Origin of the sequence: Halovenus carboxidivorans (assembly GCF_009831575.1) — an archaeon.
Lineage (GTDB): Archaea > Halobacteriota > Halobacteria > Halobacteriales > Haloarculaceae > Halovenus > Halovenus carboxidivorans.
Genome location: NZ_WUUT01000005.1, coordinates 297,534 through 313,453, shown reverse-complemented (window position 1 = coordinate 313,453; position 15,920 = coordinate 297,534). Strand labels below are relative to the sequence as shown.

The window sequence follows — 15,920 nt, the reverse complement described above, 5'->3', positions numbered from 1 at the left end:
TACCATTCGAATGCCACAATCGTTTCAGGTAGGGCTACTCCAGCACGACCCGACAGTCGGCGATGTGGCTGGGAATCTCGACCGACTCGAACGGCAGTTCGACGCCGCGGCTCAGTCGGGCGCGGATCTGGTCGTCACGCCGGAACTCGCCGTACTCGGCTATCCACCGCGTGATCTGCTCCACCGAAACGGCGTTCTGGCCGAACAGGAGGCGGCGCTGCAGCGCCTCGCGACGCTCACCGAAGACGGTCCCGCGATGATCGTCGGCGCCGCGACCGAGTCACCGGCACAGAGCGGACCGCCGTTACAGAACAGCGCGGTCGTATTCGCCGACGGCGAACGACGCGACCGGTACGCCAAACGGCTCCTGCCGACCTACGATATCTTCGACGAGCACCGGTACTTCGACCCGGGGACGGAGCCGCTCACGGTGGACGTAGACGGCGTCACGGTCGGCGTCAGCATCTGTGAGGACGCGTGGCACGACGCGTCGATCACCGGGAAGCGCCGCCACGGAACGAACCCGCTGGCCGAACTCGAAGCCGCCGGAGCGGAACTGATCGTCACGCTCTCAGCCTCGCCGTTCAGGCTCGGCAAACCGCAGTCTCGGGTCACCCGGTTCGGTGCACACGCGAAAGACACCGGCCTGCCTGTCGTATTCGCCAACCAGGTCGGCGGGAACGACGACATCATCTTCGACGGCAACTCTCTGGTGCTCGACCGCGAGGGCGACGTTCTCGAACGACTTCCGGCGTTTGAGGAGGCCGTTCGGACGGTCGACCCGTTTGGGGAGATCCCCGTCGGGTCGGTGTCGATGCGCGAGTCACGGGCCGGGCAGGCCCGGCAGGCCCTCCGTCTTGGACTGCGTGATTACATGGCCAAGACGGGCTTTTCGGACGTTATCATCGGCATGTCCGGCGGCGTCGATTCGACGGTCGCCACCGTGCTCGCAGTGGACGCTCTCGGTCCCGACCACGTCTACGGCGTCTCCCTCCCGAGCACGATTACGAGCGACCAGAGTATCGAGGACGCCCGCGCCGTCGCCGATGCGCTCGGAATCGAGTTCGACGTTGTGCCGGTCGGCGGCGCTATCGAGACGCTCGAAGCGTCGATAGAGTCCGCGACCGGAGAGGTCGTCGATGGTCTCGCAGCGGAGAACATCCAGGCTCGGGCCCGCGGTGTCGTCCTGATGACGCTCGCCAACGCGCGTAACGCGTTCGTCCTCACCCCCGACAACAAAAGCGAGGCCGCCGTTGGCTACTGCACGCTGTACGGCGACGCAGTGGGCGCGCTCGCGCCGCTCGGGGACTGCTACAAGACGCTGGTCTACGACCTCGCCGACCACTACAACGACGATCCTCCGGTCGGGTCGGAACCCGTGATTCCCGAGCGGGTGATCGAGAAACCGCCGACTGCGGAGCTTCGCGAGGGCCAGACCGACGAGGACGAACTCCCTCCGTACGACCAACTCGACCCCGTTCTCAAGTCCTACATCCACGGTCAGGTGACGGGTGCGGACCTGCGCGCGGAGTTTCCCGACCACGTCGTCGACGAGGCCCTCTCACGAATCGCCCGCTCGGAGTTCAAACGCTGGCAGACGCCGCCGCCGCTTCGGATCACCGGAAAATCGTTCGACCGGGGCTGGAAATACCCGATTGCGGCGAGCTACGAAGCCGTGCTGGAACGCGGAGAAGAGACGATGTCCGCCGAGACAGACTGACCCGGTCGGCTGTTCGCCGGAAACCTCCCTCACTGCGCTGAGCAGGACTCGAACCTGGGTACGAATTCCCGCTAGCGCTTGGATTTGCGTGATTCAATTTCGGAGTTGCCTCGCTCGTCACCCCCACTCCTCGGAGGAGTGCGCTGGCCGGGCCGGGAATCGAACCACGCGCAGACGTGCTCGCTCCGATGCGCGCGAGTGCTCTACTTCAATTCCCGTTGGCGATTGCGTTGCTCACTGCTCCGATGCGCGCGAGTGCTCTACTTCAATTCCCGTTGGCGATTGCGTTGCTCACTGCGTTCGTACAAACAGCGCCGGCGGGGAGTGAGCGAAGCCGGAGGCTTCGCAATCTACGGGCGGCGCATCGAGTGACGACCGGAAGGAGGAACGAGATGCGCCGGCCGGGAATTGAACTGGGCGAGACGTTCCGGGCGTCCGGCGCTTCGCGCCGTTCCGGGACTGCGACTCGCTTGCTCAATTCCCTTGCCTGCTCGTTCGCTCGTCACGTCCGTTCCTCGCAGAACTGTGCCGGCCGGGAATTGAACCCGGGCTATGAGCTTGGGAAGCTCATGTCCTACCACTAGACCACCGGCGCTCGCCCCATGCGAAACATCCGTGGCAACGCTTACAAATCCTGTGGATTGTGATCCGATGAGTCCGAAGCGATAACTCGAACTGACACATCCGTTGACCTCTCCCAGCGGTGACACCGCTGTGACAAGTACCACACCCTCTGAAACCCAAGTCGACACGGCGAAGGGTCGTCGCTCTCGTCGAGCCAGGACACAACTTGAATTTATACTGGTGTGTTTATAATCGAAATTTGAGTGCGGATCTTCCACGCCAACGGCGGGCCCAACCTCACCAGCTCCTGGCACGCCATCGGCAACGTCTGGGAGACGTTCTACCGCGACGGCGCAGTTGCGTCCGACCCCGACCACTACATTGAGACCGCGCCCGTGGTGCCGGGGAGTGTCGCCATCGCGGAGATCGACACGCCGGTGCCCGGTCCGATCAAACTGGTCGACCACGCGCTGACCCGCGTCGCCAGAAAAGGGCTACTCGGCATCATCAACGTCGGGGGCAGTCCCGAACCCGACATCTTCCAGCCCGAGCCTGCGTAATCGCGTACCTGACCGCACCGCGGTGAATAAGATATAACTCTGGTGTACCGTACGGCGCTGTTCTGTATCGTACAGTGTTCATCGGAGTGCTACCAAACTCGTACGCTGTAGTGGCCAGCTCGACTATTTCTTACTGTGCAATCCCGATTTAAATATACGCTCTCATGTGTGACCGAAGCTTCAAGTGTGCATTACGAGAGTCCAATGGTAGTATGGTAGACGAGACCAACCTGCCAGCAGAGACGCGGCGGAACGTGCTGAAGTATATCGGCGCGGCCGCCGGGTTGGGGGGACTCGCAAGCGTAACGAACGTCGATCCGTTCGCCCGACGGGGGTCAGCGTTAGGGCTCGGCCAGCAAACCTTCGAGAAAGAGGAGCGGCGGATCGAATCCTTCGACGGGACGGAACTCGACACGACGTACTACGAACCGACCGCTGAGGGCCCACATCCCGCGATTCTGATGACCCACGGATGGGGCGGCAGCAAGAAGGACCTCACGACACTTCCCGACGGGGAGAGTGAGTACTCCGAGGACGTACCGCTCGCGGAGATGTACGCGAGTCGGGGATACGTCGTCCTGGCGTACACCTCCCGGGGGTTCGGACAGGGCGAGAACCAGGGACAGGGCTCGGGCGGCCAGGTCAACTCGACGAGCGAACTCGAACGGCGAGATGCCAGCGCGCTGATCGACTATCTGGCGAATCAGGACGCGGTGATGACCGAAGGGGAGAACGACCCCGTCATCGGCATGGACGGCACCTCCTACGGGGGTGGGATCCAGCTCAGGACGGCGTCGGCGGACGACCGGCTGAACGCCATCGTCCCGCGGGCGACGTGGAACAATCTCGCACAGTCGCTCGCGCCCAACGGCGTAATCAAACGGGGATGGATCCAGGCCCTCGAATTCGGAGCCCAGAGCGGAAACATCGCCGAGAGCAACACCGAGACCACAAACGGCATCCTCGAACGGGGGTATATGACCCAAGCAGACCGGCAGTACTATCGTCAGCGGTCGCCGGTCACGTACGACGCCATCGAGGATACGCCCGCGCTGTTGGTTCCGGAACTCACGGACCAGTTGTTCCCGATCAACGAGGGAGTGCGAAACTTCCGGAAACTGCAGACCGACGGCAGCCAGGCGACACTGGTGCTCGGCCAGGACGGCACCCACGTCCTCGGCCAGCCGGATTCGTACCCGCCGGGGTCGGACACGTCGGCGCAGTTCGTCGATCAGCTCGCGCTGCAGTGGCACGAAGCCCACCTCAAAGGCGACGGAGATCCGGACGTGTCGACGCTGCACTACTACGACCGGGCGGCCGACGAGTTCGCGGCCGCCGACCAGTTCCCCCCGCATCCGGAGCGGTCGACATCCAGAACCATCTCCGAGGCGGTCGAACTCAGCGGGGCCGACGGAAACGTCGCGAGCGTCGACATCGACATCGAGGAATCGACGGAGATTCTCGGACTCCCGACTGTGCAGTTCGAGGCGACCCCGACCGGAGAGGGTCGCAGTCACCTGTTCGTCGCGCTCCAGCGGGTCCGTGACGGTGAGGCCGTGACGATCAAGGATCGGGTAACCCCGCTCGCAGTGACCGAGGGCGGCGAGATCGAACTCGAACTGTTCGGCGTCCACGGCCACCTCGAAGCCGGCGATACGCTACGGGTCGCGATGAGCGCCCGCGAAGACGAACTCACCTCCGCGGAGGTGATCGATCTGTTCGGCGGGTCGATCTACCGACCGTCCGACGACAACGCTGGGATCGAGATTAGCGCTGACACGACGGTGCAGTTGTCCGTGCCAGCGAGTAGCGAACTCCCCGACGCCGGGACCGGCAACAGCGAGATGGACGGCGAGGACATGGACGGCGAAGACGGAACCGACAGCGCGGACGGATCCGACGGCACGACCGACAGCGATGGAAGCGACACCCAAAGCGGGGACGACGGCGGGGATAGCTCCGATGGAAGCGGTCCCGGGTTCGGAATCCCGGCCGCGCTCGGCGGTGCCGGCGGACTGGGGTATCTGCTCTCACAGCGCCTGAGTGGAACCGGCCCGGATAGCGTCGACACGGAAGCAGACGACTGAACACCGATCCGCTCTGCCGGGACCGTAACCCCGGCGGCGGGAGCCGGAATCCCGAGAATTATATCCGCAGAGTCGAATACTACCCCAATGGGCGTTCTGGAAGACAAGGCACGCGCACGCACCTTCTACAAGTACCTCTCGCAGGTGTACGACCGGATCAATCCCTTCATCTGGAACGAGGAGATGCGTGACGAGGCGATCAGTTGGCTCGATATCGGTCCCGAGGACCGCGTCCTCGATATCGGCTGTGGGACGGGGTTTGCGACCGAAGGGCTGCTCCAGCACACAGAACGGATCTACGGACTCGATCAGAGCCCCCACCAGCTCTCGAAGGCATACCAGAAGTTCGGCAAGCGCGGCCCGGTCCGGTTTCACAAGGGAGACGCCGAGCGGTTGCCCTTCGCCGACGATACCTTCGACATCGTCTGGTCGTCGGGCTCTATCGAGTACTGGCCCAACCCGGTCACCGCGCTCCGGGAGTGTCGCCGTGTCGGCAAGCCCGGGAGTACGGTACTGATCGTGGGGCCGGATTATCCGAACAACACCGTCTTTCAGAAGATGGCCGACGCGATTATGCTGTTTTACGACGAGGAGGAAGCCGACCGGATGTTCACCGAGGCGGGATTCGAGGAGTTCGAGCATCGCATCCAGCAGGCCAGCGCGAACAGTCCGCGGGCGATCACGACCATCGCGACGGTACCGGACCGGTAACGCCGTCCCGTGTGACCAGCTACCACTGTCGATAACGGGAGACATACTTTTAGGGTTGGCTCACAGAGTACCACTATGGTCGAGGGGTCAGGCGACGACACGAACAACGGGGGTCGCGCCGACGAGGGGGCGATCCTCTCCCCGAACGAGCTCGACATCACCGAGAGCGAGCACGTCGAGCAGATCGACGAGGGACGGTTCGTCGTCTCGCCGGAAACGCGGACGGGAAGCGGGGGCAATCAGTCACGGGGCGGTGGTGATCCCGCGCAGAACCCACAACGGGGCGGAGGCGGCGGTCGCGGTGGGTCGGGCGGTCAGCCTGCCCCGGGGGGTCAGGGCGGCCAGGCCGGTGGCGCTGCCGGTCGCGGCGGCAACCAGCCCGGAAACCGTCGGCCGAGGAATCAACCGAGCGCCCAGGGCAGCCAACACGGTCAGCTCACCGAATCAGATGTCCGCCGATGGCTCCGACAGAAATACGAACGAAGTAACTCGAAGTACGCCTTCGACGTGACCGCTCAGTTCGACGGGGCGGTCAGCCAGCGCCGGCTCGAATCGAACGACCTGATCACGGTGTTCGAGAGCCTGATGCTGTGGTACGGTCAGCAGGTCGACAGCAACATGCCGGTCGAAGAGGTGCTCGGCATCCTGCTGATGGAATCGAACGTCCCGATTCGGTACCCGCCGGAGAGCGTCGAGAACCTCGTCAAATCGACCGATCTGGGACCGAACGACACCATCGCTGACCTCCTCGAAGCGGTCCGAGACGACGACGGCGTCAAACTCTGAGCGAGTGGTCGGCTCCGCTTGGTTTTGCTAGTATCAACGCCGATAATTAACGGGAAGCATTTATTTGGATGTTCGCGGAACCACTGAGTGAGCAGATATGGCAGAAGTACTGATTGCCGACGACTCCGAGTTCATGCGAAACCTCCTCCGCGAGATTCTCGAAGAGAACCACACTATCGTTGGGGAGGTCGAAAACGGCGTCGAGGCCGTCGAGGTGTTCAAAGAGGAGAAACCAGACCTGGTCATGATGGACATCGTGATGCCGATCCGGGACGGGATCGAAGCGACCGACGAGATCAAAAACACCGATCCCAGTGCCAACGTCATCATGTGCACGAGTGTCGGCCAGGAAGAGAAGATGAAAGAGGCCGTCAAGGCCGGTGCCGACGGGTACATCACCAAACCCTTCCAGAAACCCAGCGTGATGGAAGCAATCCAGGACGTCGTCCCGTCGTAGCGATGAAGATCGATGTTCAGTCGCTCGACACATTCAACCGGTTAGCCCACGAGGGCGCACAGGAAGCGACCGCGTCGATGGCTCAGATGACGGGCATCGACGCGACTGTCGACGTGACGAAGATCTCGCTGATCGACCGGGCCGATATCGGTGAAGAACTCGGTGCGGGATCGTTCGTCGGCGTCGAGTTCGGCTTCGAGGGCGCGCTGAGTGGCGATACCGTTCTGGTCTTCGAGCGGGGCCAGACCGAAGAGATCGTCGAGTCGATGATGCCCGGCGCGTCCACCGACGACAGTATGGGACAATCCGCCGTACAGGAGGTCGGGAACATCATGATGAGCGGGTTCATCGACGGCTGGGCAGAACATCTCGGTGCGAGCATCGAACACACGCCACCGGGATATATCGAGGGCGAGGGTGCGGAGATCCTCCCGGACGGGCCCGAGACCGGCGAGCACGATCAACTGTTCGTCTTCCGCAGTGAGATCGGCTGGGAGGGCGAGAGCGTGAACTTCTTCATCTACATGCTTCCCGAGTACGAGCCGATGGCGGAGCTGATGGCCGAATACGCCGAGACCGACGCCGACGCCATTCCCATCGAGAAACTGGCCGTGTTCAACCAGATGACACAACAAGGGACCGAGCGCGCGGCGGAGAACGTCCAACAGATGTCCGGCATCGAGACGGAGGCCGAGGTGTCACAGATCTCGTTCGTCCCGATCGAGGACGTTCCGCGGCAGTTCGGCGAGGAGACCTTCGTCGGGACGGCAGTCGAGTTCACCGGCGCGCCCAGCGGGTTCCTGCTCGTGCTGTTCGACGAGCAGTCGGCGATCACCGTCGCCGAGGGACTGATGCCCGTCGAGATGGACAGCGACGAACTGACCGAACAGCACAAGATGGCCATCGAGGAGCTCGGTAACATCATGACCAGCGGTTTCGTCGACGGCTGGGCGAACGTGCTCCAGCAGTCCGTCGATCACACCCCACCCCGGCTGGTTCACGACATGGGGCGTGCGATCATCGACCCGCTGGCGGCCCAACTCGGCCAGCACCAACAGCACGCGTTCGTTATCGACTCCAAGATGAAGACCGACGAAGTCGAGTTCGAGAGCGAGATTCACGCGCTGCCGAACGAACAGGAGCTTCGAGAAGCGCTCGACGAACTCGACGTCGAACGGGCGGACAAGACCGACGCCGACGCCGGACAGATCTTCTGATCATGAAGGTGTACGACGGCAGTCAGACCGAGCAAGCGACCGACTCTCGGCCGGAACGGATCAAGGTCGGGATCGCGGAGTACGAAGTAACGACGGAGACCGCAGAGCTGACGACCAGCGGACTGGGCTCCTGTGTCGGGGTCGCGCTCTATCACGACCCGACCAACATCGCGGGACTCATTCACGTGATGTTGCCGGTCGCGGACGAGATGGACGACGGCAAGCCCGCGAAGTTCGCCGACACGGGCACCGAACTCCTCATCGACGAGATGGAGGCCGCCGGTGCCGACGCGGGCGAACTCGAAGCGAAAATCGCCGGCGGGAGCGACATGCTCGACTTCTCTGAGGGTGGCTCGGGCATCGGAGACCGCAACATCACGCAGGTCAGAGAGACGCTCACCGCTGCAGATATCCCCATCGTAGGCGAGGATGTGGGGGGCGACCACGGCCGGTCGCTCAGACTCGAAACCGAGACGGGCAACCTCCTAGTCAAGAGCGCGAACCGCGAGGACCAGCGGCTGTAGCTCCCCGCGCCCCCGTCAGACGGCTGACAGACGCCGATCCGTGTCTGACGATTCTCAGCGCTGAAACTCCCTGGAAGAAAAGTCGGACGTTTCTTTCGGCGCAATGTAGAAAGTTCCGAAAAAATAATGGCAAAATTAAACTCGTATTATCAATTGCGATACCAGAAACAATACATTCAAGAGCGTAAGCACTGATCCTGATGTATGATGAGTGGGTCAGACAGCGCGACAACTAGCTTTCTGTCCGTCCGGGGCGTGCGAGCGTCGACGCTGACTCGCTCGCGCCGAACGACGGTCAGCGGAGGTGGTTGCTGTGAGCATCCGTGATATGGTCGATTCGATCATGGCCGACGAGGACGAAGAGGGCGGCGAGACCCTCGACGGCGGTGGGGACGACCTCGGCGGCGGTGGCGGCGGACTGATGGCCGACGACGGCGGCGGCCAGATGGACGGCGGCGGTGGCGACGATTTGGGCGGACTCGGTGACCTCGATGACGACGGCGGTGATCTCGGTGGGCTAGACGACGGGTTCGACGAGATGGAGGGCGGCGACGAGATGGCCGGCGGTGGCGGCGGGAACGTCGACGAACTGGAACACCGGCTGGACGAACTGGAAAACGAGGTCGGCAGTCTCTCCTCGACGGTGAACACCGTTCGCAACGAGAACGAGCAGATCTCCAACAGCGTCGAAGAGGTCGAAGAGAACGTCCGGAAACTGCTGGACATCTACGAGATGGTGACCCGGGGCGTCAATCCCTTCGCCGACGAGATGGACGCCGGGATGGGGATGGGCGGCGGCCAGATGGAGGGTCAAGACGGCTCGTTTGGCCTGTTCACCGACGACGAGGAGCAGGAAGAGGAAGACGTCGACGAGGACATCGCCGAGGCCGACGCCGAGGGCTTTTTCGACGACGACCTCGTCGAGGAGGAAGACGAAGGCGCCGACGATCTCGGCGGGATGGGTGGTGTCGACGACGAACCCGAGAGTTCCTCCGACGACAGCGGTGGCGGCACGTCCTTCGAGGACCTCAAAGACGAGTACGAGTCCGGAGAAGCCGACTGGGACGACGAGGGCGACCTCGACGACGACGGTCTCGACGACGACGGGTTCGAGGAGATGGACGATGGCCTCGACGACGGGTTCGAGGAGGTCGGCAACGCCGAAGCGGCTGGGGGTCTCGAAGAGATGGACGCGGATGCAGGCGTCGAGGAATCTGGAGACGACCTCGGTGACGACGACCTCTTCGACGAGACCGTCGAGGAGACGCCGGCAGAGACAGCCACGCAGGAAACGGCCCAGCAGAAGGCGACGGAAACCCAGTCGACGCAGACGACGACCGCCGGCGGGGCGACAGAGACGACAACAAGCGAGTCGACCGCGAGCAGTTCGACCGACGGGAAACCGTACATCGCCAGCCTTCCCGAAGGCTACGGTTCGGACGTGATCGTCGTCGAGTGGCTCGAATTCCTGGTGAACCAGGCGGGCATTCGAGAGACATCGAAAGCGATCGACTACTACGAGTCAGTCGGCTGGATCAGCGAAGATGTTGCGGACGAGATGGACGCGTATCTGAGTGGATTTCAGGAGACCGGACGTGGCTCGCTCGTGATCGATCACCACAAGCAGAGCCTCGAGTACATCAACCAACTCAACGGAACCGTCTCGGCTACCTCCGGACTGGACTCGATCGGAGGGCGACAGCACTAACACATGGGGTTCAGCGTCAGTGGTGCCACAGCCCTTCTCTTCGTCGCGTTCCTGATCGCCTTCGGAACCTTCTACTCGGCCACGATGGGGGCAGTCGAGCAGGTACAGGAGGCACAGGTCGAAACACAGGAGGGAAACGTGGAGACGCTGAACACCGCGATCAACATCACGACAGCGGAGTACAACTCAACTCAGGGTGAACTGACTATCATCGCGAACAACACGGGAGCAGAACCGCTCCAACCGCTCGAACTCTCGCTGCTGGTGAGTGGTAACTACACGGGGTTCGGGCAGGCAAACGTCAGCATTACGGACTCGCCGGCGGACGAACTCTGGGCGCCCCAGGAACAACTCACGCTCACGATCGGTGACAACGACCTGCCGGCGACCCCGGCAGACGGAGATACGGCGAAACTCGTCACGGTGAACGAAGTGGCGGCTACCGAACAGATCAGGGTGGTGAACTAACATGGCGAGCGTCTCAGTCTCCCATCTGATCATCTTCATCGCGGCGATGCTCGTCGCGGGTTCAGTCGCCGGTCTCCTGACGACGACCGTCGACGACATCAGCCGCGCAATCGAGGATCAGGGCTTCTCGACCAGCGACGAGATCCGTTCCGACATCTCGATCATCAACGACGCCGGCGCAACCTCGACGAACAGCAGCGGCAGCACGACCAACGTCACGCTGTACGTCAAAAACACCGGCAGTTCGGAGTTATCGACACAGCCAGAGGACATCGATGTCCTCATAAATGGCCAGTTCGTGACGGGAATCGGCTCCGGTCGGATCACACTACTCGAGGGTGCGGAAGTCTGGAGCGAGGGCGAAGTGGTCGAGATTGTGGTCGACGTGAGCGATGTCACGATCAACGACCCGGGTGAGAACCGCGCTCAGGTCAGAGTCCAGGGCGGCGAGGACGTGTTCGTCTGGGAGCAGTAACGCAGTTGCGACGACCGGTTCTTATATATTTCAGCGCATTCAATGGCCGCTCGTATGAGCAACGAGGCAGACGCAGAAGCCGAGGAGAGCCAACCGGAAAGCGAAGAGAGCGCCGAGTCCGCAGGGAACGTCGGAAGCGCGTCGTCGGGTGGAAGCGCGACACCGATCGGGGTCAAACTGGGGAGCACCCGAACCGTGATCGCGCTCCCGTCCGAGACCGGGGCCGGACTCCGGACCATCCAGACGCTGACCTGTCTGGCCGAGTACGAGGATCCGCTGACGGGGGAAACGAAGTATCTCTACGGCGAGGAGGCAGCGACGGAGTACCCGGACAAGGTCCAGTACATGCTCCGGTCGGGCCTGCCGGAAGACGAGGACCGCGCCGAACTAACGAAACAGTTCTTCAATTCGGTTATCGACTCTCACGACATTCCCGAGGACAGCGTCGTCGTCTACGCGGTCCCGACGATCAACAACCCCGCCGGGATCGAGAACCTCCGAGAGGTCATCGAGCAGAGTGACATCGGCAACCGACTGATCGAGAGCTACCCAGAATCGCTCTGTGGCGCGATTCCGGCAGTCGGCAACGAACTCGAAGCCGTCGAGGAGATTTTCGTCGCGCTCAACCTCGGGTCGACGAACCTCGAAGCCTCTGCGTACCGCCGCGGCGAGCAACTTTCGCCGTTCCGGACCGGTGCCGTGACCGGAAACGAGGTCGACCGGGCAATCGCGAACTACGTCGAGGAGGAGACCCAGGGCCGGGTCAACATCGACACCAACACCGCCCGGGAGTACAAGGAGCAACACGCCGATTTCGACGAGTTCGAACCCTTCACGGACATCATCCAGCAGCCCGGCGGCGGCCGCCACGAGTTCACAATCGAGTGGTCCGTGATGGAGGCCGTCGACGAGTACCTCGACGACGTCGTCGAGGAGTTCGCCAACACCTTCCTCTCACAGCTGGCGAACGACCACATGAAGGTCTATCAGCTCGCCCTCGATCAGCCGATTGTCCTCACGGGCGGGATGGCTTGTATCCCCGGCATCGTCGAGGAGTTCGAGGAGCGCGCCAGCGAGGAACTCGGCCGCGAAATCAACGCTATCGCGCCGGACCGAGCCGACCTCGCGGCGACGATCGGCGCTCAGCGGATCGCCGCACAGCTCGCTGAAACCCAGTAACGAGGTCAAGAATCGGCACTCTGCCGCAGTTTCACCGACTGTCCGAGCAGTTCCGGCCATTTTGCGGACGCTACTCCGGCGAGAGCCGATAGTATCAACTATGAGACCGGAGACGGTAGATTAAAAAGTGTTATCCTTCACATAACATCTATGAGTACGACTGTCCTCGCGACCAGCCTGCAGTCTCTCCTGCAGGGTCCGGCGGCGGCAGCGGCCGTCGCAGTCGCCGTCGTTGCCTTGCTGGGGGCCGTTTTTGTCCTGCGGGGAGCAGTCTCGACCGACGACGGAGGCGGCGAGCCGATCAGCGACGGCGGAACGACCGGATTCGCCGACGCAGAACCGGAGCGCAAGGCGGCCGAAAACGCGACGAGAGATCGGTCCGAAGCGTCCGGGGACGAAGAACTCGAACACCGGCTGGACGAACTGGAGAACGAAGTCGATAGCCTCTCTTCGACGGTCAAGACTGTCCGCAACGAGAACGAACAGATCTCCGAGAGCGTCACCGATATCGAGGAGAACACCGGTCGACTCCTGAATCTCTACCGCATGGCAACCCGTGGTGTCAACCCCTTCGCCGGTGACGCGGAGCCCGAAACGGCGGCCGTAGCCCACGAAAGCCCGGGAGACGAGCAGTTCGAGAAGGAGGACGAGATCGAGGAGATCGAAACGGATGTCGCAGACGACAGCGCCGCCGACCTGTTCGACAGCGAGGGGGCGGAGATCAGAGAGGAGCACTGTGTCGACAGCGTCGAGGAGGTCGTCGATTCGGGCGGCGAACCGGACGACGCCTTCCAGCAGCGCAAGCAGGCCGAGCAGACCGAACGGGAGGACGACGAACACGAGGCCGTCGAAGCGGTCGAGGAAGTCGACGACGGCGCTTTCGAGACCTCCTTCGAGTCCGACTCCGAGGCGGCGCCCGAATCCGAGGGGCCCGAACCGGAGTTCGGCACCGAGGAGATGATCGACGCGGGCGGGGAGTCCACCGCACCGGCCGCCAGCGACGGAGGACAACTGATCGAACCCCCGGAGAGCGCCGAGCCGAGTACGGAAACGCCGCAGACCGCAGAGTCGAGTACTGAGCCGGCGACAGCCACCGACGAACCGGCCGACGTGGCCGCCGAACGGGAGCGTGCCGAACCGGATGTCGAACCGGAGGCAGTCGAGGAACAGCCGTCTGTAGTCCAGCCTGCGACGGAGTCCGCGCCCGGCGGTGACCTCAGCGAGGGCAAGCCCTACGTCGACTCGCTCCCGGAGGGCTTCTCGACGGAGGTCATGACCGTCGAGTGGCTCGAATACCTGGTGGAGGAGGTCGGCATCCACGGCACGCTCAGAGCGCTCGACTACTACGAGACAATCGGCTGGCTAACCGAGGACGCCGTTGCCGAACTGGACGAGTATCTCGATGCTTTCGAGGAGGCTTCGCAGGAAGACCTCTCTGTCGAACACCACCTTCGGAGCCTCGATTACGTCGAAGAGCTGAAGCACGCGAGCGAGGACTGACATGAGCTTAGCACAACAGGACCTGTATTCGATCGGACTCGGTGAACGGGACCGGCTGAACAAGGAACTCGGTGGCGGTCTGCCCCCCGGAAGCATCGTCTTGATCGAAGGCGAGTACGGGGCCGGCAAGTCCGCGATGAGCCAGCGCTTCTCCTACGGTCTCTGTGAGGAAGGAACGATGGTCTCACTGCTGTCGACGGAACTGACCGTCGGCTCGTTTTTAGAGCAGATGCACTCGCTGGACTACGGCATGGTCGATCACATGCTCGACGAGAACATCCTCTACCTGCATGCGGCCATCGGCGACTCGAAAAACACGTTCACGATGGACGACGAGGAAGACGACCGCAAAGAGTTGCTACGCCGACTGATGGAGGCGGAGGTGATGTGGGACTCGGACGTGGTTATCATCGACACCTTCGACGCGATTTTGCGTAACGATCCGAAGTTCGAGGCCTTGGTCCGGGAGAACGAGGAGCGCCAGGCGGCCCTGGAGATCATCTCTTTCTTCCGCGATATCATCTCCGAAGGGAAAGTGATCATTCTCACCGTCGATCCGACGACGCTGGATGAGGAAGCACTCGGACCGTTCCGGTCGATTGCGGACGTGTTCATCGAACTGGAGATGGTGGAAGTGGGCAACGAGGTGCGCCGGCAGATCAACGTGTTGCGGTTCGCGGGGATGGGCGAGCAGGTCGGTGACACGATCGGTTTCTCGGTCCGACAGGGGACCGGCATCGTTATCGAATCTCGTAGTGTGGCGTAACCGGAGATTCTCGAACGAACTGATTGCCGACTGATACTCTCCGTCGGGTTCCGGTTGTTATATGTCCGAGTACGGAGAACGGAGAGATATGTATCGAGGCGCCGACCACGGGTCGGACGATGCCGTCACGGACGGCGGTTCGCCAGTGCCTGTCGGCGTCAAAATCGGGTCAACGCGGACGGTTATCGCGTTTCCCGCACCCGACGGCTCCGGAGTCCAGGTCGTCCAGACGCTGACCTGTCTGGCAGAGTACGAGAATCCGATCACGGGCGAGACGAAGTACGCCTACGGCGACGACGCAGCCGCGGAGTATCCCGAGAGCGTGGAGTTTCCGCTCCGATCCGGACTTCCCGACGCCGGCCGACAGACTGAACTCACGAGTCAGTTTTTCGATGCAGTCGTGGCGTCACACGACGTGCCCGAACACAGTGCCGTCGTCTACGTCACTCCGATGAGCGACGACGAGGCCGGCCAGGCGAACCTCCGGCGGGTGATCGAACAGAGTCCGATCGGTCAGGTCGGCATCGAACGCTATCCTGAGATGCTCTGCGGCGCCATTCCGGCGCTGGGCGAGGGATTGGAAGCCATCGAGCAGGTCTTCGCGGCGATGAATCTCGGCGCGACACACGTCGAGGCCGCCGCCTTTCGCCGCGGCGAACAGATCGCCCCCTACCGGAGCGGGCGGACCACCGGAAACGAGGTCGACCGGAAGATCATCAGCAACGTCGAAAACGAGACACAGAGCCGGGTGCACATCGACATCAACACCGCCCGGGAGTACAAAGAGCAACACGCCGATTTCGAGTCGTTCGAGCCCGTGACGGACGTCATCCAGCAACCCGGCGGCGGTCGACACGAATTCACTATCGAGCGGTCGATCATGGATCCCGTCGAGGAGTATCTCGACGGAGTCGTCGATATTTTCGCCGGCGAGTTTCTCCCGGCACTGTCGAGCCAGTACCACCGGGTCCATCGGCTCGCGCTCGACCAGCCAATCGTCCTCACCGGCGGCATGGCCTGTATCCCAGGTCTCGTCGCGGAGTTCCAGCGCCGGGTGAGGTCGGTCGTCGACGAGGACCTGACTGTCACCGCTCCCCAGCGCCCCGATATCGCTGCAACGCTCGGGGCTCACCGTATCGCGACGCGATTCGTCGGCTGACGGCCCCAAACTATTATCACGTTTGATATCACAAACGGT

General features: G+C 62.6%; 16 protein-coding genes and 1 tRNA gene. 16 read left to right on the top strand and 1 reads right to left on the bottom strand.

The window, feature by feature from the left end:
• The coding region (locus tag GRX03_RS14050; RefSeq protein WP_201289248.1) for an NAD+ synthase at positions 1 to 1,720 on the top strand (1,720 nt) is incomplete at its 5' end.
• 524 nt (positions 1,721 to 2,244) lie between these two features.
• Here the strand turns inward: GRX03_RS14050 and GRX03_RS14045 are convergent.
• Positions 2,245 to 2,315, bottom strand: a tRNA-Gly gene (locus tag GRX03_RS14045).
• A 232-nt stretch (positions 2,316 to 2,547) separates the two neighbouring features.
• Between GRX03_RS14045 and GRX03_RS14040 the strand changes: the two genes are divergently transcribed.
• The 15 genes from GRX03_RS14040 (at position 2,548) to GRX03_RS13975 (ending at position 15,881) form a co-directional block, all read left to right on the top strand.
• Positions 2,548 to 2,844 (top strand): hypothetical protein, encoded by a 297-nt coding sequence (locus GRX03_RS14040; protein ID WP_201289247.1) that lies wholly within the window; start codon positions 2,548 to 2,550, stop codon positions 2,842 to 2,844.
• A gap of 212 nt (positions 2,845 to 3,056) precedes the next feature.
• A complete protein-coding gene (locus tag GRX03_RS14035) occupies positions 3,057 to 4,931 on the top strand; it encodes an alpha/beta hydrolase family protein (RefSeq protein ID WP_159764834.1) in 1,875 nt (624 codons plus the stop codon).
• Positions 4,932 to 5,018: 87 nt separating this feature from the next.
• Entirely contained in the window at positions 5,019 to 5,642 is a 624-nt protein-coding gene (locus tag GRX03_RS14030) for a methyltransferase domain-containing protein (RefSeq protein WP_159764833.1), read from the top strand.
• A 75-nt stretch (positions 5,643 to 5,717) separates the two neighbouring features.
• Entirely contained in the window at positions 5,718 to 6,428 is a 711-nt protein-coding gene (locus GRX03_RS14025; protein WP_159764832.1) for a DUF7500 family protein, read from the top strand.
• 97 nt (positions 6,429 to 6,525) lie between these two features.
• A complete protein-coding gene (gene cheY / locus GRX03_RS14020) occupies positions 6,526 to 6,885 on the top strand; it encodes a chemotaxis protein CheY (protein WP_159764831.1) in 360 nt (119 codons plus the stop codon).
• A gap of 2 nt (positions 6,886 to 6,887) precedes the next feature.
• The gene (locus GRX03_RS14015; protein ID WP_159764830.1) at positions 6,888 to 8,102 is read left to right on the top strand and encodes a chemotaxis protein CheC; all 1,215 of its coding nucleotides are present in this window, start codon (positions 6,888 to 6,890) and stop codon (positions 8,100 to 8,102) included.
• 2 nt (positions 8,103 to 8,104) lie between these two features.
• Entirely contained in the window at positions 8,105 to 8,626 is a 522-nt protein-coding gene (locus tag GRX03_RS14010) for a chemotaxis protein CheD (protein WP_159764829.1), read from the top strand.
• Positions 8,627 to 8,830: 204 nt separating this feature from the next.
• Positions 8,831 to 8,953 (top strand): hypothetical protein, encoded by a 123-nt coding sequence (locus GRX03_RS16935; protein WP_267902787.1) that lies wholly within the window; start codon positions 8,831 to 8,833, stop codon positions 8,951 to 8,953.
• A complete protein-coding gene (locus GRX03_RS14005) occupies positions 8,940 to 10,334 on the top strand; it encodes a FlaD/FlaE family flagellar protein (protein WP_368278481.1) in 1,395 nt (464 codons plus the stop codon). The genes GRX03_RS16935 and GRX03_RS14005 overlap by 14 nt, the downstream gene beginning before the upstream one ends.
• 3 nt (positions 10,335 to 10,337) lie before the next feature.
• On the top strand, positions 10,338 to 10,802 hold the full coding sequence (locus GRX03_RS14000) for a fla cluster protein FlaF (protein ID WP_159764828.1): 465 nt from the start codon (positions 10,338 to 10,340) through the stop codon (positions 10,800 to 10,802).
• 1 nt (position 10,803) lies between these two features.
• Entirely contained in the window at positions 10,804 to 11,277 is a 474-nt protein-coding gene (locus tag GRX03_RS13995; protein WP_159764827.1) for a flagellar protein G, read from the top strand.
• Between the two features lie 54 nt (positions 11,278 to 11,331).
• Positions 11,332 to 12,456: a rod shape-determining protein gene (locus tag GRX03_RS13990; protein ID WP_159764826.1), complete on the top strand. Its 1,125-nt coding sequence runs from the start codon at positions 11,332 to 11,334 to the stop codon at positions 12,454 to 12,456.
• 150 nt (positions 12,457 to 12,606) lie between these two features.
• Positions 12,607 to 13,956 (top strand): FlaD/FlaE family flagellar protein, encoded by a 1,350-nt coding sequence (locus tag GRX03_RS13985; RefSeq protein WP_159764825.1) that lies wholly within the window; start codon positions 12,607 to 12,609, stop codon positions 13,954 to 13,956.
• Position 13,957: 1 nt separating this feature from the next.
• Positions 13,958 to 14,722 (top strand): ATPase domain-containing protein, encoded by a 765-nt coding sequence (locus GRX03_RS13980; RefSeq protein WP_159764824.1) that lies wholly within the window; start codon positions 13,958 to 13,960, stop codon positions 14,720 to 14,722.
• Positions 14,723 to 14,810: 88 nt separating this feature from the next.
• Positions 14,811 to 15,881, top strand: coding sequence for a hypothetical protein (locus GRX03_RS13975; protein WP_159764823.1), 1,071 nt, complete (start codon positions 14,811 to 14,813; stop codon positions 15,879 to 15,881).
• Positions 15,882 to 15,920: the final 39 nt, after the last annotated feature.